At 72.2% G+C, this 23,040-nt stretch carries 20 protein-coding genes; 12 read left to right on the top strand and 8 right to left on the bottom strand.

The annotated features are described in order from the left end of the window. Position 1: 1 nt before the first annotated feature. Entirely contained in the window at positions 2-535 is a 534-nt protein-coding gene (locus ABD371_RS25595) for a hypothetical protein (RefSeq protein WP_344481013.1), read from the top strand. A 25-nt stretch (positions 536-560) separates the two neighbouring features. Here the strand turns inward: ABD371_RS25595 and ABD371_RS25590 are convergent, their stop codons facing one another. Together ABD371_RS25590 and ABD371_RS25585 are read right to left on the bottom strand one after the other, a co-directional pair. Continuing rightward, positions 561-1,532, bottom strand: coding sequence for an aminoglycoside phosphotransferase family protein (locus ABD371_RS25590; RefSeq protein ID WP_344481011.1), 972 nt, complete (start codon positions 1,530-1,532; stop codon positions 561-563). A gap of 3 nt (positions 1,533-1,535) precedes the next feature. Then, entirely contained in the window at positions 1,536-2,795 is a 1,260-nt protein-coding gene (locus ABD371_RS25585) for a GNAT family N-acetyltransferase (RefSeq protein ID WP_344481008.1), read from the bottom strand. A gap of 88 nt (positions 2,796-2,883) precedes the next feature. Here ABD371_RS25585 and ABD371_RS25580 point away from each other — a divergent pair, with 88 nt between their 5' ends. Further along, positions 2,884-3,969, top strand: coding sequence for an NAD(P)-binding domain-containing protein (locus ABD371_RS25580; RefSeq protein ID WP_344481006.1), 1,086 nt, complete (start codon positions 2,884-2,886; stop codon positions 3,967-3,969). A 318-nt stretch (positions 3,970-4,287) separates the two neighbouring features. On the opposite strand, the gene ABD371_RS25575 is transcribed toward ABD371_RS25580, so the two are convergent. Then, positions 4,288-4,743, bottom strand: a complete 456-nt coding sequence (locus ABD371_RS25575) for an ASCH domain-containing protein (protein WP_344481003.1) — start codon at positions 4,741-4,743, stop codon at positions 4,288-4,290. A 359-nt stretch (positions 4,744-5,102) separates the two neighbouring features. Here ABD371_RS25575 and ABD371_RS25570 point away from each other — a divergent pair, with 359 nt between their 5' ends. Beyond that, on the top strand, positions 5,103-6,242 hold the full coding sequence (locus ABD371_RS25570) for a tetratricopeptide repeat protein (RefSeq protein ID WP_344481000.1): 1,140 nt from the start codon (positions 5,103-5,105) through the stop codon (positions 6,240-6,242). Positions 6,243-6,273: 31 nt separating this feature from the next. On the opposite strand, the gene ABD371_RS25565 is transcribed toward ABD371_RS25570, so the two are convergent. After that, positions 6,274-8,097: an ABC transporter ATP-binding protein gene (locus ABD371_RS25565; RefSeq protein ID WP_344480997.1), complete on the bottom strand. Its 1,824-nt coding sequence runs from the start codon at positions 8,095-8,097 to the stop codon at positions 6,274-6,276. Between the two features lie 128 nt (positions 8,098-8,225). Here ABD371_RS25565 and ABD371_RS25560 point away from each other — a divergent pair, with 128 nt between their 5' ends. After that, positions 8,226-8,702, top strand: a complete 477-nt coding sequence (locus tag ABD371_RS25560; RefSeq protein ID WP_344480993.1) for a MarR family winged helix-turn-helix transcriptional regulator — start codon at positions 8,226-8,228, stop codon at positions 8,700-8,702. Here the strand turns inward: ABD371_RS25560 and ABD371_RS25555 are convergent. Next, positions 8,680-9,501, bottom strand: coding sequence for an SDR family NAD(P)-dependent oxidoreductase (locus tag ABD371_RS25555; RefSeq protein WP_344480986.1), 822 nt, complete (start codon positions 9,499-9,501; stop codon positions 8,680-8,682). The two genes, ABD371_RS25560 and ABD371_RS25555, sit on opposite strands and share 23 nt — an antisense overlap. Before the next feature lie 263 nt (positions 9,502-9,764). Here ABD371_RS25555 and ABD371_RS25550 point away from each other — a divergent pair, with 263 nt between their 5' ends. The 3 genes from ABD371_RS25550 to ABD371_RS25540 all read left to right on the top strand — a co-directional run bounded on the left by ABD371_RS25550 (position 9,765) and on the right by ABD371_RS25540 (position 14,962). Next, positions 9,765-11,219 (top strand): Gfo/Idh/MocA family protein, encoded by a 1,455-nt coding sequence (locus ABD371_RS25550; protein ID WP_344480978.1) that lies wholly within the window; start codon positions 9,765-9,767, stop codon positions 11,217-11,219. A gap of 183 nt (positions 11,220-11,402) precedes the next feature. Further along, on the top strand, positions 11,403-13,151 hold the full coding sequence (locus ABD371_RS25545; protein ID WP_344480971.1) for an ABC transporter transmembrane domain-containing protein: 1,749 nt from the start codon (positions 11,403-11,405) through the stop codon (positions 13,149-13,151). A 29-nt stretch (positions 13,152-13,180) separates the two neighbouring features. Then, positions 13,181-14,962: an ABC transporter ATP-binding protein gene (locus ABD371_RS25540; protein ID WP_344481256.1), complete on the top strand. Its 1,782-nt coding sequence runs from the start codon at positions 13,181-13,183 to the stop codon at positions 14,960-14,962. Between the two features lie 64 nt (positions 14,963-15,026). Here the strand turns inward: ABD371_RS25540 and ABD371_RS25535 are convergent, their stop codons facing one another. Both ABD371_RS25535 and ABD371_RS25530 read right to left on the bottom strand, forming a co-directional pair. Then, positions 15,027-15,173, bottom strand: coding sequence for a hypothetical protein (locus ABD371_RS25535; protein ID WP_344480966.1), 147 nt, complete (start codon positions 15,171-15,173; stop codon positions 15,027-15,029). Positions 15,174-15,311: 138 nt separating this feature from the next. Next, complete coding sequence (locus tag ABD371_RS25530) at positions 15,312-16,103, bottom strand: metal-dependent hydrolase (protein ID WP_344480959.1); 792 nt, start codon at positions 16,101-16,103, stop codon at positions 15,312-15,314. Positions 16,104-16,276: 173 nt separating this feature from the next. Between ABD371_RS25530 and ABD371_RS25525 the strand changes: the two genes are divergently transcribed. The 4 genes from ABD371_RS25525 to ABD371_RS25510 all read left to right on the top strand — a co-directional run bounded on the left by ABD371_RS25525 (position 16,277) and on the right by ABD371_RS25510 (position 21,081). After that, complete coding sequence (locus ABD371_RS25525) at positions 16,277-18,790, top strand: DEAD/DEAH box helicase (protein ID WP_344480951.1); 2,514 nt, start codon at positions 16,277-16,279, stop codon at positions 18,788-18,790. Positions 18,791-18,816: 26 nt separating this feature from the next. Continuing rightward, positions 18,817-19,695, top strand: a complete 879-nt coding sequence (locus tag ABD371_RS25520) for an acyl-CoA thioesterase (protein ID WP_344480945.1) — start codon at positions 18,817-18,819, stop codon at positions 19,693-19,695. A gap of 61 nt (positions 19,696-19,756) precedes the next feature. Next, positions 19,757-20,242, top strand: coding sequence for a glutathione peroxidase (locus ABD371_RS25515; protein ID WP_344480937.1), 486 nt, complete (start codon positions 19,757-19,759; stop codon positions 20,240-20,242). A 188-nt stretch (positions 20,243-20,430) separates the two neighbouring features. After that, positions 20,431-21,081, top strand: coding sequence for a TetR/AcrR family transcriptional regulator (locus tag ABD371_RS25510; RefSeq protein ID WP_344480930.1), 651 nt, complete (start codon positions 20,431-20,433; stop codon positions 21,079-21,081). A 38-nt stretch (positions 21,082-21,119) separates the two neighbouring features. Here ABD371_RS25510 and def read toward each other — a convergent pair whose 3' ends face one another. Beyond that, on the bottom strand, positions 21,120-21,683 hold the full coding sequence (gene def, locus ABD371_RS25505) for a peptide deformylase (RefSeq protein ID WP_190126156.1): 564 nt from the start codon (positions 21,681-21,683) through the stop codon (positions 21,120-21,122). Positions 21,684-21,796: 113 nt separating this feature from the next. Between def and ABD371_RS25500 the strand changes: the two genes are divergently transcribed. Further along, positions 21,797-23,035: a MurT ligase domain-containing protein gene (locus ABD371_RS25500; RefSeq protein ID WP_190126155.1), complete on the top strand. Its 1,239-nt coding sequence runs from the start codon at positions 21,797-21,799 to the stop codon at positions 23,033-23,035. The last annotated feature ends 5 nt before the right edge of the window (positions 23,036-23,040 follow it).

Below are 23,040 nucleotides of genomic sequence, written 5' to 3'. Positions count from 1 at the left end.
CATGGGAACAGCCGAGGAGAGAGCGGGACAGCGGACGTCACCCCCGGATGAGCGGGTGTCCCTGGTGGAGGCGGTGTGGCGCTACCGGGTGGACGGGATGCGCCCGGCGGAACTGCCGATGATCGCCGCCGAGGCGCTCGCGGCCGGGCTGGGGCCCGACTCCCCGGCGCTGTGCGAACTCGCCGGCCTGCCGCGCGGCGCCGACCCCCACGACATCCGCGAGCTCTTCGAGCTGGCGGTCTCCGAGTGCGGCATCGAGTGGCCGGATCCCGGCCCGGCCCACCGCCACGCGCTGCGCCGGGCGGCGACGCTGCTCCTGGCCGGTGAGCTGTCCCCGGCCGGGCTGGCGTACGGCGATGAGCAGCCGGAGGAAGTCGCCGAGACCCCCGAGGAGAAGTCGTTCGCGTCGCTGATCCCGCCGTGCGACTGCTGCCTCGAATACACCGTGGGTCTGGACCGGCGGACGTGGGAGGCCGAACTCCGGGCCGCCGCCGTCGCGCTGGTCGAGTCGCCGCCGGTCGGTCCGGGGCGCTGAGGGCCCCTTCCGTACCGGTACCGGTCTACACCGGCGGCTCGGTGAGGAGTTCCAGCAGACAGTCCGCGCTCTCCGGCGCGCCGGAGGCTCCCGGGAAGAGCCGGACATAGGCGGTGGCACGGCGGATCGCGCTGAGCCTCGACGCCAGGGCGAGGGCGTGCCGGAGTTCGGCGGCGGTGCGGCCGTGTCCCGTCCAGGGTTCCAGATAGGCGTCCCGGAGGCGGGGCAGCACCCCGGGCCCGTGCTGTTCGCGGGCCGAGCGGGCGGGGACGAGAAAGCCGGCGAAGGGGTGGGAGACGGCGGCGTCGCCCCAGTCGAAGAAGGTGTACCGGCCGGGTGCCGGATGGAACAGCTGCCCGGCGTGCAGATCCGCGTGGTCCAGCGAGTCGGCGATGCCCAGACCCGCGAGCTCCGCGCACCAGCCGGCCAGGCGCGGCCGGAGAGCGAGCAGCCTCGCCCGGTCCTGGGGCCGCAGCGCGGTGTTGCCTTCGAGCAGGCGGTCGAAGACCTCGGGCAGTGCGGTGGTGCGCGCGCCCGGGACGCCGAGCCGCTCCATCTCGCCGGAGCGCGGTGTGAGCGCGTACTGCATGGCCGCGTACTGGCGCAGCGGCTCCTCCCACGCGTACGGATCGGCGGGGCCCCGGCCCAGCGCCTCCTTGAAGAGCTCCCCGCCGTCGGGGAGCAGCGACCAGCCCCGGGCGGGGTCGACGGCGAGCGGCTCCAAGGCGTTCCCGGGTACCCAGCGGGCGAGTGCCGAGGTGAGCGCCGCCTCGAAGGCACTGGCGGGCGGGTTCGCCTTGAACCAGACCGCGCGGTGTCCTTCGACGGGCACCCGCATCAGGACGGACCAGGGCCGCAGCCGCAGTCTCCGCCGCCCGGTTCCGCGCAGCCCGTGGGCGGCGAGTCCTTCCTCGATCCATCGGACGGCGGCGTGCCGCCAGGCGTGCTGCTCCCAGGGGGTGATCGTGTCCGGGTACCGGCCCCGGTCGATGATCATGGTCTAGTAGGGCAGGTAGTAGCTGAGCACATCGGCGGTGAGCGGCGGGAAGAGCGCCCGGAACAGCTCCTCGTCCCCGGCGTAGACGTCGGGGCGGAGCCGGGACAGCCCCTCGATTCCGTGGGGGCCGAAGAGCAGGGCGGGCAGCTGGTCGGGGGCGACGGCGAGGCCGCCCACGGTGCCCGGGCTCTGCATGGGGCCGCCGGTGACGATCTCGCCGAGGCCGTCGGCGAGGACCGGGATCCGGTGGTGGGCGCCGAAGGTGGAGATGACGATGTCGCGGCCGGTACGGTCCGTTCCGGTACTGGCTTCGGCCCCGGCTTCGGCCCCGGTGAGGCGCTCCCACAGCAGCGGTCGCAGCCGGTCGAGCAGTACGGGGACGTCCGGGATACGGACGTAGTACTGCTCCGCCTGTCCGCGCGGTTCGTGTTCGAGGAACTCCTGCCAGGCGGCGGCGGTCACGGTGCCCGCCCGGTGCACGACCCGCACCCGGCTGTCGGGGGACAGCTCGGCGACGGCCCGCAGCAGGGCCCGGGCGGCGGACTCGTCGCGGGCGGCGGCCTCGGCCAGGAGCAGTTGGCCGTCGGGGGGTGTGGTGCGGCCGGTGGCGATGATCTCGCCGGCCTCCTCAAGGACCCAGGTGGTGCTGGCGTCATGGGCGGTCAGCCAGCGCAGACAGGGCTCCGAGTGCGGCATGGCCACGTCGAACCGGCTCTGGGCGGCGTTCTGGAGGGCCGCCACGGCGGGGAGGTCGGCGGGGCGGGCGGCGCGGAGCACGGGGTTTCCCGCGCCGGGCGGCGGGGCGGTGGCGCTGAGGGCCCGCGGGATGTCGATGGCGTACTCGTAGCCGAACAGCCGGTAGAAGTACGGGATCCCGATCATCGCCTGCATGACATGGCCACGGGCGGCGGACCGGTCGTGGGCCCAGCGCATGAGCGACCGTACGAGTCCGCGCCCCTCGTACGCACGGTCCGTGGCGACCAGCTCGACCTGTCCGGCGGGCAGCCGGACGCCTCCGACACGCACCTCCTCGTCGAGGAGCGTCGCGGTGGAGACGACCCGGTCGCCGTCAACGACCACGGCGCAGGCGGACCAGCCGGCCTCGGGGTCCGTGACGACCAGCCGGTGATCCACGGCGTCGGCGGCTTCCCCGCGCTCGGTCAGGAGCGCGCCGATCCGGTCGAGGTCCGAGGGGCGCGCCTCCCTCAGGACGAGGCCGTCGGCCAGGGCGAGGGGCACGGAGGGAGCTGTGATCGTGTTCACGGCGCGACTTTCGCACCGCCCGGGCGGCCCGGTCCATCGATTTTCCCGCCCGGGGAAGATCCTGGCGACCCCCCGAGTTAGTAGAAACGTGAACGATATCGGGGTGCGGAATGTGGACGTGGCGGTCGTCGGCGCGGGGCAGGCGGGGCTCTCCGCCGGCTACCACCTGCGACGCGCCGGGCTGACACCCGGGCGCGACTTCGTGGTGCTCGACCACTCGCCGAGAGCCGGGGGCGCCTGGCAGTTCCGCTGGCCCTCGCTGACCTACGGCAAGGTGCACGGGATGCACGCCCTCCCGGGCATGGAGCTGACCGGGGCGGACGGCTCCCGCCCCTCGTCCGAGGTGATCGGCGAGTACTTCACCGCCTACGAGGAGCGCTTCGGGCTGCGCGTCCGGCGGCCCGTCGACGTCACATCGGTGCGCGAGGGCGAGGGTGGCCGGCTCCTCGTGGAAACCTCGGAAGGCGACTGGTCGACACGTGCGCTGATCAGCGCCACCGGCACCTGGGACCGGCCCTTCTGGCCCCGGTACACGGGACAGGAGACCTTCCGGGGGCGACAGCTGCACACCGCCGGCTACCCGGGCCCCGAGGAGTTCACCGGCCTGAGAGTGATCGTCGTCGGCGGCGGCGCCTCCGGCACCCAGCATCTGATGGAGATCGCCCCCTACGCGGCCCAGACCTTCTGGGTGACCCGGCGGCCCCCGGTCTTCGTCGACGGCGACTTCGGCGAGAACGCCGGCCGCGAGGCCGTCGCCCGCGTCGAGGAGCGGGTACGCCAAGGGCTGCCGCCCCAGAGCGTCGTCTCCGTGACCGGCCTCCCCCTCAACGACGCCGTCCGCCGCGCCCGCGAGCAGGGAGTCCTCGACCGGCTCCCGATGTTCGACCGCATCACCCCCACCGGTGCCGTCTGGGCCGACGGCCGCTCCGTCGAGGCCGACGCGATCCTCTGGGCCACCGGCTTCCGCCCCGCCATCGACCACCTCACCCCCCTCAGACTCCGCGAACCCGGCGGCGGCATCCGCATGGACGGCACCCGAGCCGTCCGCGACGACCGCATCCACCTCGTCGGCTACGGCCCCTCCGCCTCCACCATCGGCGCCAACCGCGCCGGCCGCGCCGCCGTCCGCGAGATCGGCCGCCTGCTCGCCCGCGAACCCGCGCTCGCGCGTTAGGTCGTTTCTTACGGATCTGGCTGGATCAGGGAGCGGGGCCTGGTGCTCCCCCTGGGCCTTCGGCCAGGGAGGTGCCCCCCGATCGCAAGGCGGAGGATGGGGGCACCTCCCGGGCGAAGCCCAGGGGGAGAGCCCACGCGGTGGGGGTACTCCCCCTGGCTCCGCCGGTGGGGGTACCTCCCGGGCGAAGCCCAGGGGGAGCACCCCCACCCGGGCCGCCAGGCCCAGGGGGAGTGCGTGCCAGGCCCCGCGAGCCCAGCAAGATCCGTAAGAGACGGCCTAGGGGCTGCCCCCGCGGCCCGGGGCAAGAGTGGTTGATCAGCCCGAGGGATGCAGGCGGGCGATGACGCGGAAGCGTTCCAGGACCGCCGGGGTGGCGTCGTGCACGGTGAAGCGGGGGTCTCCGAGTGCTTGTCTCATCCCGTCGCCGTGCCAGAACCGCTCGTGCTCTGCCCGCCAGTCTTTGACCGCGGTGCAGCCCTCGCCCTCGTCCAGTACGTGGGTGAGGTCCACTTCGGCCAGTGGCACGACGCGGACCTCCGTCACCTCGATGACCGCCACCGGGCGATCGTCGGAGTCGACCACGACCGAACGGCTGCCGACGGACGGCAGCGGCTCTCCCTCGTGCTCGTACTCGGTGAGCAGTGCGGTGGTCGCGGTCTTGGATCCGTCGAGGATCGCCGCGACAAGCCGGTCGCGCAGGGGGCCGGGAAAGGCGAACTCCGCCTTGGGCAGAAACGCGGGGTCCATGTTCTGAGCCGGGTCGACGGTCATGCGAGGACCCTAACTCGGCCGCGCCGACGACTGACTCGGCCGGTCGGCCATGACATCGGAAGAGCCGCACGGGTTGGGCGAGTTGTGAGGCAGGCACGGGCCCGTGCGGCCTGTTCCCGTCCCGCTCTGTCCGGGGTCTCCGACGACGTGGCCCCGAAGGTCTCGGCGCACTCCACCGGCCGCCGGGCCCACCGGGGTTCGACGTCGGCCACGCATCCGGCGGACCAGTGCGAAAGCATCTCCATCATGACAGGTCAGCGGCGTTTTCCGTAGGACGGAACGCACAGTTCGCGAGCCTTGTCCGGTGCGCCCCCAACTCCCAGAATCTCCTTCGTGAGTCAGCCGGAGACAGGGGGAACATGGGAAAGGTCGACGACGACGCGGTGCTCCAGGCCCGTGTGCTGTTGCTGAGTTCCGGACGGCTGAGCCCGCTCGAACAGGCCCACGCGTACCGGGTTCTGGTGGAGGTGAACCCGAAGGCGTATGCCCCGAAGCTGGTCGACGCGCTCCTCTCGCTGAGGTACCGCAGCCGGGAACCGAAGGAGTGCCTGGCGCTGGCCGTCGAGGCGGTCGGGGTTTGCCGGGGGATCGAGGCCGGGGCGACGGGCCGGGCAGAGCGGCTGAACAGGGCGCTGGACGCCTGTCAGTCGGCCCTGTTCGCGCTCGGACGCCGGGCGGAGGGACGCGCGGCCTGCGAGGAAATGGCCGAGGCCGGGGAGAGTGGGCGGCTGGCGAAGGTCCTGGCCGAGGAAGGGCGCTTCCGGGAGGCGGCGGAGCTCAACGAGAAGGCGGTCCGGAACGGCTCGCGGGAGCCCTCCTTCTGGAAGATGGTCGAGTGGACGACGAACCTGGAGGGCGCGGGCCTGCACGACGCGGCATCGGCCGTCTTCCGCGAGCTGCTTGACCAGACCCGGCGCAAGGCGGCCGAGCAGCGCACGTCGCTGGCCATACTCACCTGGGAGCTGGTGCACCTCTCCCGGATGTGCGAGGCCACCGGGCACGGGGCGGACGCCGCGACCGCCCGGCGGGAGGCCCTGACCGTGCTGGAGGAGCTGGCGACGACGGGCGAGCCGAAGGTCTGGAGCTGCATCCTCGCGTGGTGGGTCACCCTGTTCGCCCTGTCGGGGCGGGCCGGCGAACCGGCTGCGAGCGCCGAGTGGTCGAGCGACACGCGGAAGGCGTTTCCCGGCACGCGGTCAGGGCTCGAAGCGGAGGCGGCGGGGCTGCGCGAGGCCGGCCGGCTGCCCGAACTGGTCGACGTCCAGCGCAGAATCAGCATCCGGGCGGCTTTCCACGAGGGCAACCACCCCCACCGGTTCGGGGAACGGTTCAAGCCGTACTTCGACGAGGGCGTGGCGCTCGCCCGCCGTCTGCCCGACGACCCCGCACGCCTCGCCCGGGCCTTGACGGACCGCTCGATGTTCCTCGTCGCCGCGCGGACCTTTAAGCCCGCGTACGCCGACTTCGCCGAGGCGGTCGCTCTCCTCGACGTCCGGTAGCCCCGGGCCGCCGCCCGCGAGAGCGGCCGGGTCAAGGGGTGACGGCGGGGGTCTTCGCGTGCGCGTCGCGGCGGAGGAGTTCCGCGTAGTGGCCGTTCAGGTCGAGGAGTTGCTGGTGGGTGCCGCGTTCGGTGATGCGGCCGGAGTCGAGGACGATGATCTCGTCGGCGTCCCGGACGGTGGAGAGGCGGTGGGCGATGGTGATGGTGGTGCGGCCGGCGGAGAGGGCGTCGACGGCTTGCTGGACGGCTTGTTCGGTGCGGGTGTCCAGGGCGCTGGTGGCTTCGTCGAGGACGAGGACGGGTGGGTCGCGGAGGATGGTGCGGGCGATGGCGAGGCGCTGTTTCTCGCCGCCGGAGAAGCGGTGGCCGCGCTCGCCGACGAGGGTGGCGTAGCCGTCGGGGAGGGAGGCTATGTGGTCGTGGATCTGGGCGGCGCGGGCGGCGGCCTCGATCTCGTCGTCGGTGGCGTCGGGTTTGGCGAAGCGCAGGTTGTCGGTGACGGAGGCGTGGAAGAGATAGGCCTCCTGGGAGACGACGCCGACGGCGCGGGCGAGGGTGTCGAAGTCGAGCTCTCGGACGTCGACGCCGTCGAGGGTGACGCGGCCTGCGGTGACGTCGTAGAGCCGGGGGACCAGACAGCCGAGGGTGGACTTGCCGGAGCCGGTGGCTCCGACGACGGCGAGGCTGCCGCCGGCCGGGACGGTGACGTCGAGGCTGTGGAGGGTGGGGTTCGGCTGGGCGGGGTCGTAGGCGAAGTCGACGCGCTCGAAGCGGACCTCGCCGCTGATCCTGTCGAGCGGGACGGGCCGTTCGGGTTCGGTGATGTCGACGGTGAGGTCGAGGTATTCGAAGACGCGCTGGAAGAGCGCGAGCGAGGTCTGCATGTCCACTCCGGTGGAGAGCAGGCTCACGGTGGGGCGGAAGAGGCCCTGTTGCAGGGAGACGAAGGCGACCAGGGTGCCGATGGAGATGGCGGGGCCGCCGCTCTGGAGGGCGGCCCCGGCGGCCCAGTAGATGAGGGCGGGCATGGCGGCCATCACGATGCCGATGGTCGACATGCGCCAGCGGCCGGCCATGCTGGCGCGGACTTCGAGGCCGACGAGCTTCTCGGACTCCTCGGCGAAGGAGCGGGTGAGGGAGTCGGAGCGGCCCATGGTGCGGCCCAGCAGGATGCCGCTGACCGAGAGCGACTCGGTGACGGTGGCGGCCATCGCGGCCAGCTGTTTCTGACGCTGGGTGGTTATCTTCTTGCGCTCGTTGCCGACCCGGCGGCTGATCCAGACGAAGAGCGGCAGCAGCAGGAGCGAGACGGCGGTGAGCCGCCAGTCCAGCGCGAGCATCGCGACAACGGTGGCGATCACGGCCGTGAGGTTGGAGACCAGCGAGGTGGCGGTGGAGGTGACGGTCGCCTGCATGCCGCCGATGTCGTTGGCTATGCGCGACTGGACCTCTCCGGTGCGGGTCTTGGTGAAGAAGGCGAGGGGCATCCGCTGGAGCTGTGCGTACACCGCCGTGCGCAGGTCGTGCATGACGCGCTGGCCGACGGTGGTGGAGATCAGGGTCTGGAGGACTCCGAAGACGCTGTTGAGGACGGCGGTGAGGATCATGCCGAGGGCGAGCAGGCTGAGCAGCCCGGTGCGGCCCTGGGGGATCGCGGTGTCGAGGATCTCGCGCAGCAGGAACGGCGAGGCGACGGAGACGAGCGAGGCCGCGCCCACCAGCAGGCCGACGAGGGCGAGCCGGCCGCGATAGGGGCGGAAGAGCCGGAAGATCCGCCGCAGCTGCGCGGGCGGCTGCTCGGGTCCGCCCGCTTCTCGGGCGGGGGGTGTCCACGGGATCGGTTCGGTGCGCATGGGCTCCTTCGAGGGTGCGGGGAGGACCGGCGGGGCCGGATTCCGGCCCGGCGACCCGGGCAACTCTTGAGAGCATAGCTCACTGTTACCTATGTACACAATGAATGGAGTCCTGCTACTGTTCTCGTATGAGCACCTCCGACCCCGAGGTCCTGCTGGCCGAACAGCTGCTGCGGCTGAACCGCCGCCTCCACCGCAGCCAGAAACGGCAGCTGGAGACCGCGGACATCGAGATCACCCCCGCCCAGTCGCGGCTGCTGCGCGTCCTCACGCACTATGAGTCGGCCCCGCGCATGGCGGACATAGCGGCCCGTCTGGAAGTGGTGCCGCGCGCCGTGACCACCCTGGTCGACGGGCTGGAGGCGAGCGGCTGTGTGCGGCGCGCCCCCGACCCCGCCAACCGGCGGGTGACCAGGATCGAGCTGACCGACACCGGCCGGGCCACCCTGCGTGTGCTGCGCGACGCCCGCCGGGCCGCCGCCGAGGACATACTGGCCCCGCTCACCGCCGAGCAGCGGGAGGTCTTCGGGGAGCTGATCTCCGCCCTGGTGGACGGCCCGGCCGCGCCCGGCGCCCCGGGGGTCAGCCCGGAGCCGTGCGGCTGAGGGACTCCCAGGCGAGGTACTGCTCGGTCCGCGCCCGGCCCATCTCCAGGACCTGATCGAAGGACCGGCCGCCGACGATCAGCCGGCGCGGCGGGTCCGGCAGTCCGGCCAGCTCCATGATGAGGGGCGCGGCCGTGGCCGGGGCCGGGCCCGCGCCGTCGCCCCACATCTCCGCCAGCCGGGCGCGGAGCGTGTCGTAGGCCGGGTCACTCGCGGTCCGGGTGGTGCCCGAGGCGAAGAGCCCGGTGTCGTAGCCGCCCATCTGCACGGCGGTGACCTTGATCCCGAACTGCTCGACCTCCATGGCGAGCGCCTCGCTGACCGAGTCGAGCGCCGCCTTGCCGGCACCGTAGAAGCCGACGGAGGCCATGCCGCCGCCGCTGCCCATCGAGGTGATCTGAAGGATCCGCCCGGAGCCCCGCGCCCGCAGATGGGGGATCACGGCCTGGGCCACCCACACCGCGCCGAAGAAGTTGACGTCGAGATGGTCCCGGATCTGCTCCTCGGTCGCCTCCTCCACCATGCCGTACAGCAGACCGCCGGCGTTGTTCACCACGACATCGAGCCCTCCGAAGACCGCCGCCGCCCGCTCGACCGCCCGGAAGACGGCCCGCCGCTCGGAGACGTCCAGAGGGAGGCACACAAGGTCGCGCGGATGCCTCTCGGCCAGATCGGCGAGCGGCTCGACGTTCCGGGCCGCCGCGACGACCCGCTCCCCGGCGGACAGGGCGGCTTCGGCGAACGCCCGGCCCAGGCCCCGGGAGGCACCGGTGATCAGCCATGTCCTGGCACTCGTCACAGAATCAACTCCTTCATCGACGGCGAAGCCGCACCCCACCGGGCATCGGCGGCCGGCGCGATCCCGCCTCCCTCAACACGACGAAACGTTGCGTCTCGCCATAAATCCTAGCCGCCGCTCCCGCCCCACGCCAACCGATTCCCCCCTTCACCGGCCGTACCGGAGCCGTGCCGGAGTCCAATCCGTGCTCTTGCGCATCCGGCGTACCAGCGGCCAGGGTCCTCCACGAGGTTGAGACGACAACCGACCGCGCTGGAGGCTCGATGAATGACGCATCAGCGGCACGGCAGAACAGCCAGGACGACGACGGCAGCGGCGAGGGCCCGGTGAGCCGCCGCCGGGTACTGCGGACCACGGCGGGGGCCGCCGGGGCCGGAATCGCCCTCGGCGCACTCGGCACCGGCACACCGGCCGCCGCCGCGCCAAAGGCGGAGGCACGGACAGAAACGGAAGCGGCGGCCCCCGCCCGGCAGGGCCGGACCATGGCCGGGGTGCCCTTCGAACGGCGCGGCACGATCAGAGTCGGGGTCATCGGCCTCGGCAACCGGGGCCAGAGCATGCTCCCGCTCTTTCTCGCCATGCCCGGCGTCCAGGTCACCGCCGTGTGCGACCCGGTCGTGGCGCAGGCCGAGCGCGCCGTCGCCCGGGTGGTCGCGGCGGGCCGCCCCGCGCCCGCCGTCTACACCAACGGCGAGGACGACTACGAGAACCTCTGCGCCCGGGGCGACCTCGACCTCGTCTATGTGGCGACCCCCTGGGAACTCCACTTCGAGATGGCCAAGGCCGCCCTGCTGAACGGCAAACACGTCGGCGTGGAGTGTCCGGTGGCGATGCGGCTGGACGAGCTGTGGGCGCTGGTCGACCTCTCCGAGCGCACCCGCCGGCACTGCATGCAGCTGGAGAACTGCTGTTACGGCAGGAACGAGATGCGCGTGCTGCGAATGGCGCACGCCGGACTCTTCGGCGAACTGCTGCACGGAGCGGGCGCGTACAACCACGATCTGCGGGAACTGCTCTTCCACCCGGACTACTACGAGGGCCCCTGGCGGCGGCGGTGGCACACCCGGCTGCGCGGCGATCTCTACCCCAACCACGCCTTCGGCCCGATCGCCAACTACATGGACGTCAACCGGGGCGACCGGGCGGTCTCCATCTCCAGCTTCGGCACCCCCGCGCTGGGTCTCGCCGCCTACCGCGAGGCCCATCTGCCGCCGGGCGACCCCGGCTGGAAGGAGTCGTACGTCTCCGCCGACCGGACGATCAGCATGGTCCGGACGGCGAAGGGACGGATCATCCGGCTGGAGCACGACGTCTCCTCGCCGCACCCCTACAGCCGGATCAACAGCCTCGGCGGCACCAAGGGCGTCTTCGAGGACTTCCCGGCGCGGATCTATCTGGAGCCCGAGCACTCCAACCACCAGTGGGGCAGCTTCACCCCGTACGCCGAGTGGGACCACTGGCTGTGGAAGGAGCACGCCAATCCGCCCGGCGGCCACGGCGGCATGGACTATCTGATGGTCTTCCGGCTGACGCAGTGCATGCGGCTGGGTCTGGTCCCCGACTTCGATGTGTACGACGCGGCGACCTGGACGGCCCCGGTGCCGCTGAGCCATGCCTCGATCAAGGCCCAGGGCGCGCCGCTGCCGATCCCCGACTTCACCCGCGGTGAGTGGCGGAAGAAGCGCAGCGGTATGGATTCGGACAAACCTTCGGAGTAGAAATTCACGCGCGGGCCCGCGCGGAGACCCCGCACGGGCCCGCGCAGCCCCCCGGACAGCGCGGTACCACCCGGTACACCTGGCGCGATATGCCGGTGCGGACTTCAAACGTATTTGCGGAAACGGGTTACGAACGGCGACTCTTGCACTCTTTGCGCCAACCTCGAAACGTGCTGGGACGTCATGAAAATTCGCGACCTTCCGTATACCGACCCAGGTGACCCAGACGTCCGGTCCGGCCCCCGGTTTCTGCTCTGGCTCGGCCGCAATCAGCTGGGGGGCCAGGCGATATCCGTCTTCTGGGGCCTGGTGAACCAGCTGGGCATCGCCGCCCTGCCCCTCGGCGTGGGCATGGCCGTCCAGGCCGTGGTGGACGGCTCCGGCACCCGGCTCGCCCAGGCCGCGGGGCTGATCGCGCTGCTCGGAGCGGCCATCGCGCTCGGCGAGACCATGCTCCACCGCGCCACCATCACCAACTGGATCACCGCGGCCGCGCGGGTCCATCAACTGCTCTCCCGCCGGGTGGCCGAGCTGGGCTCCGCGCTGACCCGGCGGGTCGCCGCGGGCGAGGTGGTCGCGGTCTCCACCGGCGACGTGGAGAAGATCGGCTGGTTCGTCGAGGCGCTCTCGCGCTTCCTCGCCGCCGCCGTCGCGCTGATCGCGATCTGCGTCGGTCTGGTGCTCTACCAGCCGGAGCTGGGCGTCGTGGTCGCCCTCGGCATCCCCGTGATCGCCCTGGCGGTGCTGCCGCTGCTGCCCGTCGCCACCCGGCGCGCCGACGTCCAGCGCGAGAAGGCCGGTCTCGCCACCGAGCTGGCCGCGGACACCGTCGCGGGGCTGCGGGTGCTGCGCGGCATCGGCGGTGAGGAGCTGTTCCTCTCCCGCTACCGCACGGCCTCCCAGGAGATGCGCCGCGCCTCGGTGCACAGCGCGCGCATGTGGTCCCTCATCTCGGCGGTCCAGGTGCTGCTGCCCGGCGCGCTGATGGTGTCGGTGGTCGTGTACGGCGCGAACCTCGCCCTGGACGGCCGGGTCTCCGTGGGCGAACTGGTCACCGTGTACAGCGCGGTGCTGCTCGCCGGGCATCCGATGCGGACCTTCGAGGAGATCGCGATGGCGTACTCCTACTCCCGGCCCTCCGCCCAGCGGGCGGCCCGGGTGCTGTCGCTGCGCCGGGAGACCGCGGGCTCCGGCACCGTGTACGACTCCCCCGCCGGCGATCTGTACGACCCGGTCACCGGCCTCCTCGCCCCGGCCGGCCGTCTCACCGCCGTGGTCTGCGGCGACCCGGACGCGGCGGGGCTGCTCGCCGAGCGCCTCGGCGGCCACCCGGCCGACCCCGGCGGGCGGGCTTCCGTACTGCTGGGCGGCGCGCCCCTGGACGAACTGCCGCTGGACACGGCGCGCCGGGCCGTACTGGTGCAGGACAAGGATCCCGTACTGCTCTCCGGGACGCTGCGGGAGCTGCTCGACGTCCCCTCGTCCGGCGCGGTCCCGGCGGCGGACGCCCTGGCGGCGGCGGAGTGCGGCGATGTGCTCCAGGCGCTCGCCCGGGCCGCCGCCGACGCGAAGGCGGACCCGATGGAGACCAGGATCACCGAGCGCGGCCGCTCGCTCTCCGGCGGCCAGCGCCAGCGCCTCGCGCTGGCCCGCTCGCTGGTGACCGACCCCGAGGTGCTGGTGCTCGACGAGCCCACGTCGGCCGTCGACTCGCACACCGAGTCCCGGATCGCGGCGGGCGTGAAGTCGCTGCGCGAGGGCCGGACCACGGTCGTCCTCTCCTCCTCGCCGCTGCTGCTGGACCTGGCCGACCGGGTGGTGCTGCTCGACGGGGAGAGCGTCGTGGCCGCCGGCCTCCACCGTGAGCTGCTGCGCGACGAGCCCCGCTACCGCGCCGTCGTCACCCGTGAGACCGCCGAGGAGACCGCGTGATCCGCGCCCTGTTCACGAGAGGAACGACGATGTTCCGGGTGCCCCGACCCGAGTACGACCCGGCCGCGCCGGACACCGCCGAGACCCTGCCGGTCGCCGACAGCGCGACGGTGCGGAGCTATGTCCGCGAGATGCTGCTGCGCCACCGGCGCGCCTTCGTCTTCCTGGTGGTCTGCAACGCCGTCGCGGTCGTCGCCTCCATGGTGGGCCCGTATCTGCTGGGCTCGCTGGTGGAGCGGCTGACCGAGGGGGCCGACGAGCTGTGGCTGGAGCGGACGGTCGCGGTGTTCGCGGTGGCCGTCCTCGTCCAGAGCGTCTTCGTCCGGATGATGCATCTGCGCGGGGCGACGCTGGGCGAGGAGGTGCTCGCCGATCTCCGCGAGGACTTCCTCGTACGGTCGGTCGCGCTGCCGCCGGGGGTGCTGGAGCGGGCCGGGACCGGCGATCTGCTCTCCCGTATCACCACCGACATCGACCGGCTCGCCAGTGCGATGCGGGAGGCGGTGCCCCAGCTCACCATCGGCGTGGTGTGGGCGCTGCTGCTGATCGGCGGGCTCACGGTGACCGCGCCGCCGCTGGCGCTCTCGGTGCTGGTGGCGCTGCCGCTGCTGCTGGTGGTCTGCCGCTGGTACTTCAAGCGGGGGCCGCTGGCCTACCGCTCGGAGGCGGCCGGGTTCGCCGCGGTCGCCACCGTGCTCGCCGAGAGCGTCGACGCGGGGCGGACCGTGGAGGCCCACCGGATCGGCGACCGCCGGATCGCGCTCTCCGACCGGCGGGTGCGGGAGTGGGCCGGCTGGGAGCGGTACACCCTGTTCCTCCGCTCGGTCTTCTTCCCCGTGATCACCCTCACCCACATCACCGTGCTGGTCTCGGTGCTGCTGATCGGCGGGGTGTTCGTGCTGAAGGGCTGGATGGACATCGGCCAGCTGACGACGGGCGCGCTGCTGGCGCAGATGCTGGTGGACCCGGTCGGGATCATTCTGCGCTGGTACGACGAGCTCCAGGTGGCCCATGTGTCGATGGCCCGGCTGGTGGGCATCCGGGAGATCGAGCCGGACGCGGGCGACGACGGTGTCCGGCCGAACGGCCGCGATGTGCGGGCCGCCGAGGTGCGCTTCGGCTATCAGGAGGGGGTGGACGTGCTCCACCAGGTCTCCCTCGAGGTCGAGCCGGGCACCAGGCTCGCCCTGGTCGGCCCCTCGGGGGCCGGGAAGTCGACGCTGGGCCGGCTGCTGGCCGGGATCTACGCGCCGCGCACGGGCACCGTCGAACTCGGCGACGCCGAGCTGTCCCGGATGACGGCCGAGCGGGTCCGCCGCCATGTCGCGCTGGTCAACCAGGAGCACCATGTGTTCGTGGGCAGCCTGCGGGACAATCTGCGGCTCGCCCGCGCCGGGGCGAAGGATCCGGAGCTGCTGGCGGCGCTCGACGCGGTGGACGCGCGGGAGTGGGCCGAGGCGCTGGAGGACGGCCTCGACACCTCGGTCGGCTCCGGCGGGGTGCCCCTGACCCCGGCGCAGGCGCAGCAGATCGCGCTGGCCCGGCTGGTCCTCGCGGACCCGCACACCCTGGTGCTGGACGAGGCGACCTCGTTGCTCGATCCGCGCGCGGCCCGTGATCTGGAGCGTTCGCTCTCCCGGGTGCTGGAGGGCCGTACGGTGGTCGCGATCGCCCACCGGCTGCACACCGCGCACGACGCGGATCTGATCGCGGTGGTGGAGCGGGGCCGGATCAGCGAGATGGGCAGCCATGACGAGCTGGTCGCGGTGGACGGCGCGTACGCCGCTCTCTGGCGGTCCTGGCACGGTTAGAGAAGTGGCCGCGGGAAGGGCCCGGCCCCCGGCGTCAGCGCCGGGGGCCGGGCCCTTCGCGGTCTCAGGCTCCGACGAGTTCGGCCTTGTTCATGGCGCTGACGGAGGTGGTCTCCGGGATGACCATCTTGGCGATCTGGGAGGCCGCGCCGATCAGCAGCGCGCCGGTGAGGACGGCGAGCAGGGCCGCGGAGAGACGACGGGTACGCATGGGAGCACTCCTGACGAGCGGGCCGCGTCGCGGCGGCGGGGGCGGGCGACCGGCGGCGGCGAGGACACCGCCACAGCGGCGGTTCCACGGACCTTAAGGCCGTCTCGCGGCCGACCGCCAGACCTCGGGCCCCCAGGATCAGATGACGTTCAGGGCGGCGGCCCCGCCCACCCCGCCGAGCAGCATGAAGACGGGCATCAGCACCTTCATCTCCACCCAGCTGCCGGCCTTGAAGCGCATCGCCTTCGGCGGGCCGATCGGGTGCCAGCGCTTGCGGCCCAGCGGTATCGGCCACAGGATCGGGCAGCCGGAGACGGTCAGCGAGTCGCCGATGTCGTGGACCAGCGCGCCCAGCACGATCGGCAGGCCCAGCCACAGATACTCCTGGCCGGGGGCGGTGAAGAGCCAGTCCGAGCCATTGCCCGGCTGGTCCAGCACGCCCGCCAGGATCCAGGCGCTGGTCGCGCCCAGCAGCCACACCAGGATGTCGCTGGAGACCCGGGCGGCCCGCCAGAGCAGGCCCTCGACCGCGAGCACCAGATGGACGAAGAGGATCGCCAGCACGCCCCACCGGCCGCCGGTGACCGCGATCGCCGCCGCTCCCGCGCCGATCAGCACGGCCCAGAGCCAGGTGTGGGTGAGGGTGCGGTGGCCGCCGGTCCTGCGCTTGTCGCCGGGCTTCTTGGTGGCCTGGTAGACCGCGAAGGAGAGCTTGTCGACGATCTCGCAGAGCACCCGGGAGACCGGCCCGAAGGCCCGGGAGATGGTGGCCGCCTTGTGGTCGAGGTCCGGCGCGAGCGCCGCTCCCGCGCAGATCAGCGCGCCTACGACCAGGACCGGCCAGGGCATCGGATGCCCGGCGGCGGCGGTCGCCGCGCCGACCCCCAGCCAGGCCGCCGCCCCTGAGAGCGAGTGCGCCGGTCCCATCATGTGTCTGTCCCCGCCCCGTCGATGTGCCTGTCCCCGCCCCGTCGGCCGTGCCGCCGAAGGGGCGGCCATCGCTCGGCCGTCCGTGCCGAGTTGACAGGTCAGCGTACCTTTCGTGATCTTGCGCCCAGCGCCCGGTTCCCTGATCGGGGGTGCGGGCAGGCAAGATGGGGGGTGTGACCCTCATTGATCAGCTGCCGCCTGACGCCGACCCCGATGCCCTCTTCGAGGCCTTCTCCTCCTGGGCCCAGGAGCGGGGCATCTCCCTCTATCCGGCTCAGGAGGAGGCGCTGATCGAGGTGGTCTCCGGGGCCAATGTCATCGTCTCCACCCCCACCGGGTCCGGGAAGAGCCTGATCGCGGCGGGCGCGCACTTCGCCGCGCTCGCGGCCGACAAGGTCACCTTCTACACCGCGCCGATCAAGGCGCTGGTCTCGGAGAAGTTCTTCGACCTGTGCAAGCTCTTCGGCACCGAGAACGTGGGCATGCTGACGGGCGACGCGTCCGTCAACGCGGACGCGCCGGTGATCTGCTGCACCGCCGAGGTGCTGGCCTCCATCGCCCTGCGCGACGGCAAGGACGCCGACATCGGCCAGGTCGTGATGGACGAGTTCCACTTCTACGCCGAGCCGGACCGGGGCTGGGCCTGGCAGATCCCGATCCTGGAGCTGCCGCAGGCACAGTTCGTGCTGATGTCGGCGACCCTCGGCGACGTCTCCCGTTTTGAACGGGATCTGACCCGCCGCACCGGCCGCCCCACCGCCGTCGTGCGCTCCGCGACCCGCCCGGTGCCGCTGTCGTACGAGTACCGGCGCACCCCGATCACGGAGACGCTGACCGAGCTGCTGGAAACCCGGCAGGCCCCGGTCTACATCGTGCACTTCACCCAGGCGGCGGCCGTGGAGCGGGCGCAGTCGCTGATGAGCATCAACATGTGCTCGAAGGAGGAGAAGGAGAAGATCGCCGAGCTGATCGGCGGCTTCCGCTTCACCACCAAGTTCGGGCGCAATCTCTCCCGCTATGTGCGGCACGGCATCGGCGTGCACCACGCCGGAATGCTGCCCAAGTACCGCCGGCTGGTCGAGAAGCTCGCCCAGGCGGGCCTGCTGAAGGTGATCTGCGGCACGGACACCCTCGGCGTCGGGGTGAACGTCCCGATCCGTACGGTGCTCTTCACCGCGCTCACCAAGTACGACGGCACCAGGGTGCGCACCCTGCGGGCCCGGGAGTTCCACCAGATCGCCGGCCGGGCCGGGCGGGCCGGATTCGACACGGCGGGGCTGGTCGCCGCGCAGGCGCCCGAGCATGTCATCGAGAACGACAAGGCGCTCGCCAAGGCCGGCGACGACCCGAAGAAGCGGCGCAAGGTCGTCCGCAAGAAGGCCCCCGACGGCTTCGTCGCCTGGTCGGACACCACCTTCGAGAAGCTGATCGACTCCGACCCGGAGCCGCTGAACTCGCGTTTCAAGGTCACGCACACCATGCTGCTGTCGGTCATCGCCCGGCCGGGCAATGCCTTCGACGCGATGCGCAGGCTGCTGGAGGACAACCACGAGCCGCGCCGCAACCAGCTGCGGCACATCCGCCGGGCGATCGCGATCTACCGCTCGCTGCTGGCCGGCGGGGTGGTGGAGCGGCTGGACGAGCCGGACGCCCAGGGCCGCATCGTCCGGCTCACCGTCGACCTCCAGCAGGACTTCGCGCTCAACCAGCCGCTCTCCACCTTCGCGCTGGCCTCCTTCGAGCTGCTCGACCCCGAGTCGCCCTCGTACGCGCTGGACATGGTGTCGGTGGTGGAGTCCACCCTCGACGACCCGCGCCAGATCCTCGCCGCCCAGCAGAACAAGGCGCGCGGCGAGGCCGTCGCGCTGATGAAGGCCGACGGCGTCGAGTACGAGGAGCGGATGGAGCGGCTCCAGGAGGTGGGCTACCCGAAGCCACTGGAGGAGCTGCTCTGGCACGCGTACGACACCTACCGCACCAGCCACCCGTGGGTCGGCGACCACCCGGTCTCGCCGAAGTCGGTGGTCCGGGACATGTACGAGCGGGCGCTGACGTTCACCGAGTTCACCTCGGTCTACGAGCTGGCCCGGACCGAGGGCATCGTGCTGCGCTATCTGGCGGGCGCGTACAAGGCCCTGGAGCACACCATTCCGGACGATCTCAAGTCGGAGGATCTCCAGGATCTGATCGCCTGGCTCGGCGAGCTGGTGCGCCAGGTGGACTCCAGCCTGCTGGACGAGTGGGAGCAGCTGGCCAATCCGGAGGTGGAGACCGCCGAGCAGGCCCAGGAGAAGGCGGACCAGGTCAAGCCGGTCACGGCGAACGCCCGCGCCTTCCGCGTACTGGTACGGAACGCCATGTTCCGGCGGGTGGAGCTGGCCGCGCTCGACAAGGTCGGCGAGCTGGGCGAGCTGGACGCGGAGTCGGGCTGGGACGCGGACGCGTGGGGCGGCGCGATGGACGCGTACTGGGACGAGCACGAGGAGCTGGGCACCGGCCCCGACGCCCGCGGGCCCCGGCTGCTGCTGATCGAGGAGGACGAACCGCACGGTCTCTGGCGCGTGCGGCAGATCTTCGCGGACCCGAGCGACGATCATGACTGGGGCATCAGCGCGGAGGTCGATCTGGCGGCCTCCGACGACGAGGGCCGGGCGGTCGTCCGGGTCACCTCCGTCGGCCGGCTCTGATGCCGGGGCACTGAGGAGGAACTGGCATGGTGAATCCGGCGGAGCGTCTGGTGGATCTGCTCGATCTGGAGCGGATCGAGGTGAACATCTTCCGCGGCGCGAGCCCGAACGAGTCCCTTCAGCGGGTCTTCGGCGGGCAGGTCGCGGGCCAGGCGCTGGTGGCGGCGGGCCGGACCACCGACGGGGACCGCCCGGTGCACTCCCTGCACGCGTACTTCCTGCGGCCGGGGCGGCCCGGGGTGCCGATCGTGTACCAGGTGGAGCGGGTGCGGGACGGCCGGTCCTTCACCACCCGCCGGGTCACCGCCGTCCAGGAGGGCCGGACGATCTTCAATCTGACGGCCTCCTTCCACCGGCCCGAGGAGGGCGGGATCGAGCACCAGCTGCCGCCCCGGCTGGCCTTCCCCGACCCCGAGACGCTGCCCACGGTCGCCGACGAGATCCGCGGGCAGCTGGGGGCGCTGCCGGAGACCCTGGAGCGGATGGCCCGCCGGCTGCCCTTCGACATCCGCTACACCGAGCGGCTGCGCTGGACGCCCCAGGAGGTCGAGGAGAAGGAGTCGGACCCGCGCAGCGCGGTGTGGATGCGCGCGGTGGGCCCGCTGGGCGACGATCCGCTGGTGCACACCTGCGCGCTGACGTACGCGAGCGACATGACGCTGCTGGACGCGGTGCGGATCCCGGTGGAGCCGCTGTGGGGGCGGCGCGGCTACGACATGGCCTCGCTGGACCACGCGATGTGGTTCCACCGTCCCTTCCGGGCGGACGAGTGGTTCCTGTACGACCAGGAGTCCCCGATCTCCACGGGCGGCCGGGGGCTGGCCCGGGGCCGGATCTACAACCGTGCGGGAGAGCTGCTGGTGTCGGTGGTGCAGGAGGGTCTGTTCCGGCCATTGTCCGGCTGACTCCGGCGAGATCCTCCGCTTTCCCTGTTTATCGCCGTATCGCCTATGGAAGAGTTCACGGATGACGACTTTGTACGACATTCCGCTGCGCACCCTCACCGATGAGCCGACCACGCTCGCCTCCTACCGGGGCAAGGCCGTCCTGGTGGTGAATGTGGCCTCGCAGTGCGGTCTGACCCCTCAGTACGCCGGTCTCGAACGGCTTCAGCGGCGGTACGGCGACCGGGGCCTCACGGTCGTGGGCGTGCCCTGCAACCAGTTCGCGGGCCAGGAGCCCGGGAGCGCGGAGGAGATCGGGACGTTCTGCTCGGCGACGTACGGGGTGACCTTCCCCCTGCTGGAGAAGGTCGAGGTGAACGGGGAGGGCCGGCATCCGCTCTACGCGGAGCTGACCCGCTCGGCGGACGCGGAGGGCGCGGCCGGGGACGTCCAGTGGAACTTCGAGAAGTTCCTGATCTCCGAGGACGGCACGGTCGCGGCCCGGATCCGGCCGGGCACCGACCCGGAGTCGCCCGAGGTGATCGCGGCGATCGAGGCGCTGCTCTGACCCGGTCCGGACGGTGACGCCGGCTGTCGCCCCACTCGCCTTACTTGCGGTAACTGCCGTGGCGGCAGCGGCCTCCCGCCGGTCCGCCGGTCATGCCGGCCCATGGAAAACGGCTACCCCCGGCGGGCGCTCGGAGTGTTAGTTTTCGCAGGCGTCACGCAATCGCTCGGGCGGGGAGAAGCACACCTATGGCGACCACACAGCAGACCATCGGCAGACCGGCCGACCAGCGCCGCCGCGAGCTGCTCGAAGCGGCGGACCGGGTGGTGCTCCGGGACGGCCCGCACGCCTCCATGAACGCGATCGCGGCGGAGGCGGGCATCACCAAGCCGATCCTGTACCGCCACTTCGGCGACAAGGGCGGACTGTACCGGGCGCTGGCCGAGCGCCACACCGACGCGCTGCTCGACTCGCTGCGCGAGGCCCTGGACGCCCCGGCGGACCGCCGGCGGCGGGTCGAGGCGACGCTGGACGCCTATCTCGCCGCGATCGAGGCCCGGCCGCAGGTCTACCGCTTTCTGATGCACCCGGCGGAGGACTCCCCGCAGCCGGGGTCGGCGGAGGCGGGATTCGACGCGGGCCGGCACTCCGCGCCGCTGCTGCGGCGGCTCGGCGAGGAGCTGGCGAAGGTGATCCACGACCGGGTGGAACCGGCCCCCGGGGGCGAGCGGCTGGCCCGGGTGTGGGGGCACGGGATCGTCGGGATGATGCACGCGGCGGGCGACTGGTGGCTCGCCGAGCGGCCCTGCTCACGGGCCGAGTTGGTGCACAGCCTCGCGGACATGCTCTGGGGCCGGCTGGCGACGGCCCCCGACCGGGCGGGCGGTCCGGGCTTCTGAAGGGACCCGCTTTCCGGAGAGAGGTCCGCGCACGGCCGTCAGCCGGGCGGGTCCTGCGTCCGCGCCGCCGCCCAGGGCGCGCGGCGGGCCGCGCGCAGCAGCCTGGCCCGGCGCCGGCCGGTGAGGCGGTCCGGGTAGACCGTGCCCTCCAGATGGTCGCACTCGTGCTGAAGGCAGCGGGCGAAGAAGCCCGTGCCCTCGACGCGCACCGGCGAGCCGTCCAGCCGCACGCCCTCCACCACCGCCCGGTCGAACCGCTCGGTCCCGGCCTCCAGGCCCGGCAGCGACAGACATCCCTCCGGACCCCGCATGACGAGTCCGTCGGCCTCCACCAGACGCGGATTGACGATGTGTCCGAGATGGCGGACGTCCTCGTCGTCGGGACAGTCGTAGACCAGCACCTTCAGCCCGACGCCCACCTGGTTCGCCGCCAGGCCGACGCCCTGCGCCGCGTACATCGTCGCGTACATGTCCTCGACGAGCCGTTCCAGCGGCGGGCCGAAGTCGGTCACACTCTCACAGGGGGCGTGCAGCACGGCGTCCCCGAGCAGGCTCATGGGCCGTACGAGTCCAAAAGTGCCGGGGATCAGCCGGTTTCGCATGCCGTAAGCGTACGTTCCGCCGGGAGCGGGTCCGCTCCGGCGGTGCCGAGGTACGGGCCGGTGTCCGGACGTGGATAGGCTTGGGCCGACCGATGCAAGGAGGATCAAGGACGATGTCAGGCAACTCGGAGCCACTGACGCCGCGCGCCAAGCTCGCCGTGACGGCGGGCAGAGCCGCAGCCGCGGTCTCTCGCGCGGCCGGACGCGGCAGCGGTTCGGTGATCGGCGGCCGGGTCGCGCTCAAGCTCGACCCCGATCTGCTGGGGCGGCTCGCGCAACACCTGGACGTCGTCCTCGTGTCGGCCACCAACGGCAAGACCACCACGACCCGGCTGATCGCCGAGGCCCTGCGCGCCGCGGGCCCGGTCGTCTCCAACGCCCTCGGCGCGAACATGCCCGCGGGCATCACCTCCGCCCTGGCGGGCGGCTCGGACGCCAAGTTCGGCGTGATCGAGGTCGATGAGAAGTACCTCGCCGGAGTGGCACGCGATGTCACACCCAAGGCGATCGCGCTGCTCAACCTCTCCCGCGACCAGCTGGACCGCGCGGCCGAGACCCGGATGCTCGCCGAGAAGTGGCGGGAGGGGCTCGCCGGCTCCAAGGCGGTCGTCATCGCCAACGCCGACGACCCGCTGATCGTCTGGTCCGCCTCCTCCTCGCCCAATGTGGTGTGGGTGGCGGCCGGCCAGGAGTGGAAGGACGACGCCTGGTCGTGCCCGGCCTGCGGCGGTGTGATGCAGCGCCCGGGCGACGACTGGTACTGCGGTGAGTGCGGCTTCCGCCGCCCCACCCCCAGCTGGGTGCTGAACGGCGACTATGTGCTGGACCCGCACGGCTCGGCCTGGCCGATCCGGCTCCAGCTGCCCGGCCGCGCCAACAAGGCCAACGCCGCCACCTCGGCCGCCGTGGCCGCCTGCTTCGGCGTGCCGCCGCAGGTCGCGCTGGAGCGGATGTACTCCGTACAGGCCGTGGCCGGCCGGTACGACGTGGTCAGCTTCATGGACCGGGATCTGCGGCTGCTGCTCGCCAAGAACCCGGCGGGCTGGCTGGAGACCTTCTCGCTGATCGACCCGCCGCCGACCCCGGTGATCCTCGCGGTCAACGCCCGGGGCGCGGACGGCACCGACACCTCCTGGCTCTGGGACGTGGACTACACCCGGCTCGCCGGGCACCCGATCATCGTGATCGGCGACCGGCGGCTGGACCTGGCCGTCCGGCTGGAGGTCGCGGGGCTGGACTTCCGGGTCTGTGACACGGTCGACGAGGCGGTGGGCATGGCCCCGCCGGGGCGGATCGAGCTGATCGGCAACTACACCGCCTTCCAGGACGTGCGCCGCCGCGTCGGCAACTGATCCGC

The organism is Streptomyces amakusaensis, assembly GCF_039532665.1.
Lineage (GTDB): Bacteria > Actinomycetota > Actinomycetes > Streptomycetales > Streptomycetaceae > Streptomyces > Streptomyces amakusaensis.
The sequence above is the reverse complement of the archived record's forward strand: the minus strand, read 5'-3'. Positions and strand labels throughout refer to the sequence as shown.

Excerpts from the sequence above, each read along its gene's own strand:
- ABD371_RS25590 (WP_344481011.1), bottom strand. The coding sequence starts at position 1,532 with ATGATCATCGACCGGGGCCGGTACCCGGACACGATCACCCCCTGGGAG.
- ABD371_RS25565 (WP_344480997.1), bottom strand. The coding sequence starts at position 8,097 with ATGCGCACCGAACCGATCCCGTGGACACCCCCCGCCCGAGAAGCGGGC.
- ABD371_RS25575 (WP_344481003.1), bottom strand. The coding sequence starts at position 4,743 with ATGACCGTCGACCCGGCTCAGAACATGGACCCCGCGTTTCTGCCCAAG.
- ABD371_RS25560 (WP_344480993.1), top strand. The coding sequence starts at position 8,226 with ATGAGCACCTCCGACCCCGAGGTCCTGCTGGCCGAACAGCTGCTGCGG.
- ABD371_RS25550 (WP_344480978.1), top strand. The coding sequence starts at position 9,765 with ATGAATGACGCATCAGCGGCACGGCAGAACAGCCAGGACGACGACGGC.
- ABD371_RS25540 (WP_344481256.1), top strand. The coding sequence starts at position 13,181 with ATGTTCCGGGTGCCCCGACCCGAGTACGACCCGGCCGCGCCGGACACC.
- ABD371_RS25545 (WP_344480971.1), top strand. The coding sequence starts at position 11,403 with ATGAAAATTCGCGACCTTCCGTATACCGACCCAGGTGACCCAGACGTC.
- ABD371_RS25510 (WP_344480930.1), top strand. The coding sequence starts at position 20,431 with ATGGCGACCACACAGCAGACCATCGGCAGACCGGCCGACCAGCGCCGC.
- ABD371_RS25535 (WP_344480966.1), bottom strand. The coding sequence starts at position 15,173 with ATGCGTACCCGTCGTCTCTCCGCGGCCCTGCTCGCCGTCCTCACCGGC.
- ABD371_RS25570 (WP_344481000.1), top strand. The coding sequence starts at position 5,103 with ATGGGAAAGGTCGACGACGACGCGGTGCTCCAGGCCCGTGTGCTGTTG.
- ABD371_RS25500 (WP_190126155.1), top strand. The coding sequence starts at position 21,797 with ATGTCAGGCAACTCGGAGCCACTGACGCCGCGCGCCAAGCTCGCCGTG.
- ABD371_RS25530 (WP_344480959.1), bottom strand. The coding sequence starts at position 16,103 with ATGATGGGACCGGCGCACTCGCTCTCAGGGGCGGCGGCCTGGCTGGGG.
- ABD371_RS25515 (WP_344480937.1), top strand. The coding sequence starts at position 19,757 with ATGACGACTTTGTACGACATTCCGCTGCGCACCCTCACCGATGAGCCG.
- def (WP_190126156.1), bottom strand. The coding sequence starts at position 21,683 with ATGCGAAACCGGCTGATCCCCGGCACTTTTGGACTCGTACGGCCCATG.
- ABD371_RS25520 (WP_344480945.1), top strand. The coding sequence starts at position 18,817 with ATGGTGAATCCGGCGGAGCGTCTGGTGGATCTGCTCGATCTGGAGCGG.
- ABD371_RS25595 (WP_344481013.1), top strand. The coding sequence starts at position 2 with ATGGGAACAGCCGAGGAGAGAGCGGGACAGCGGACGTCACCCCCGGAT.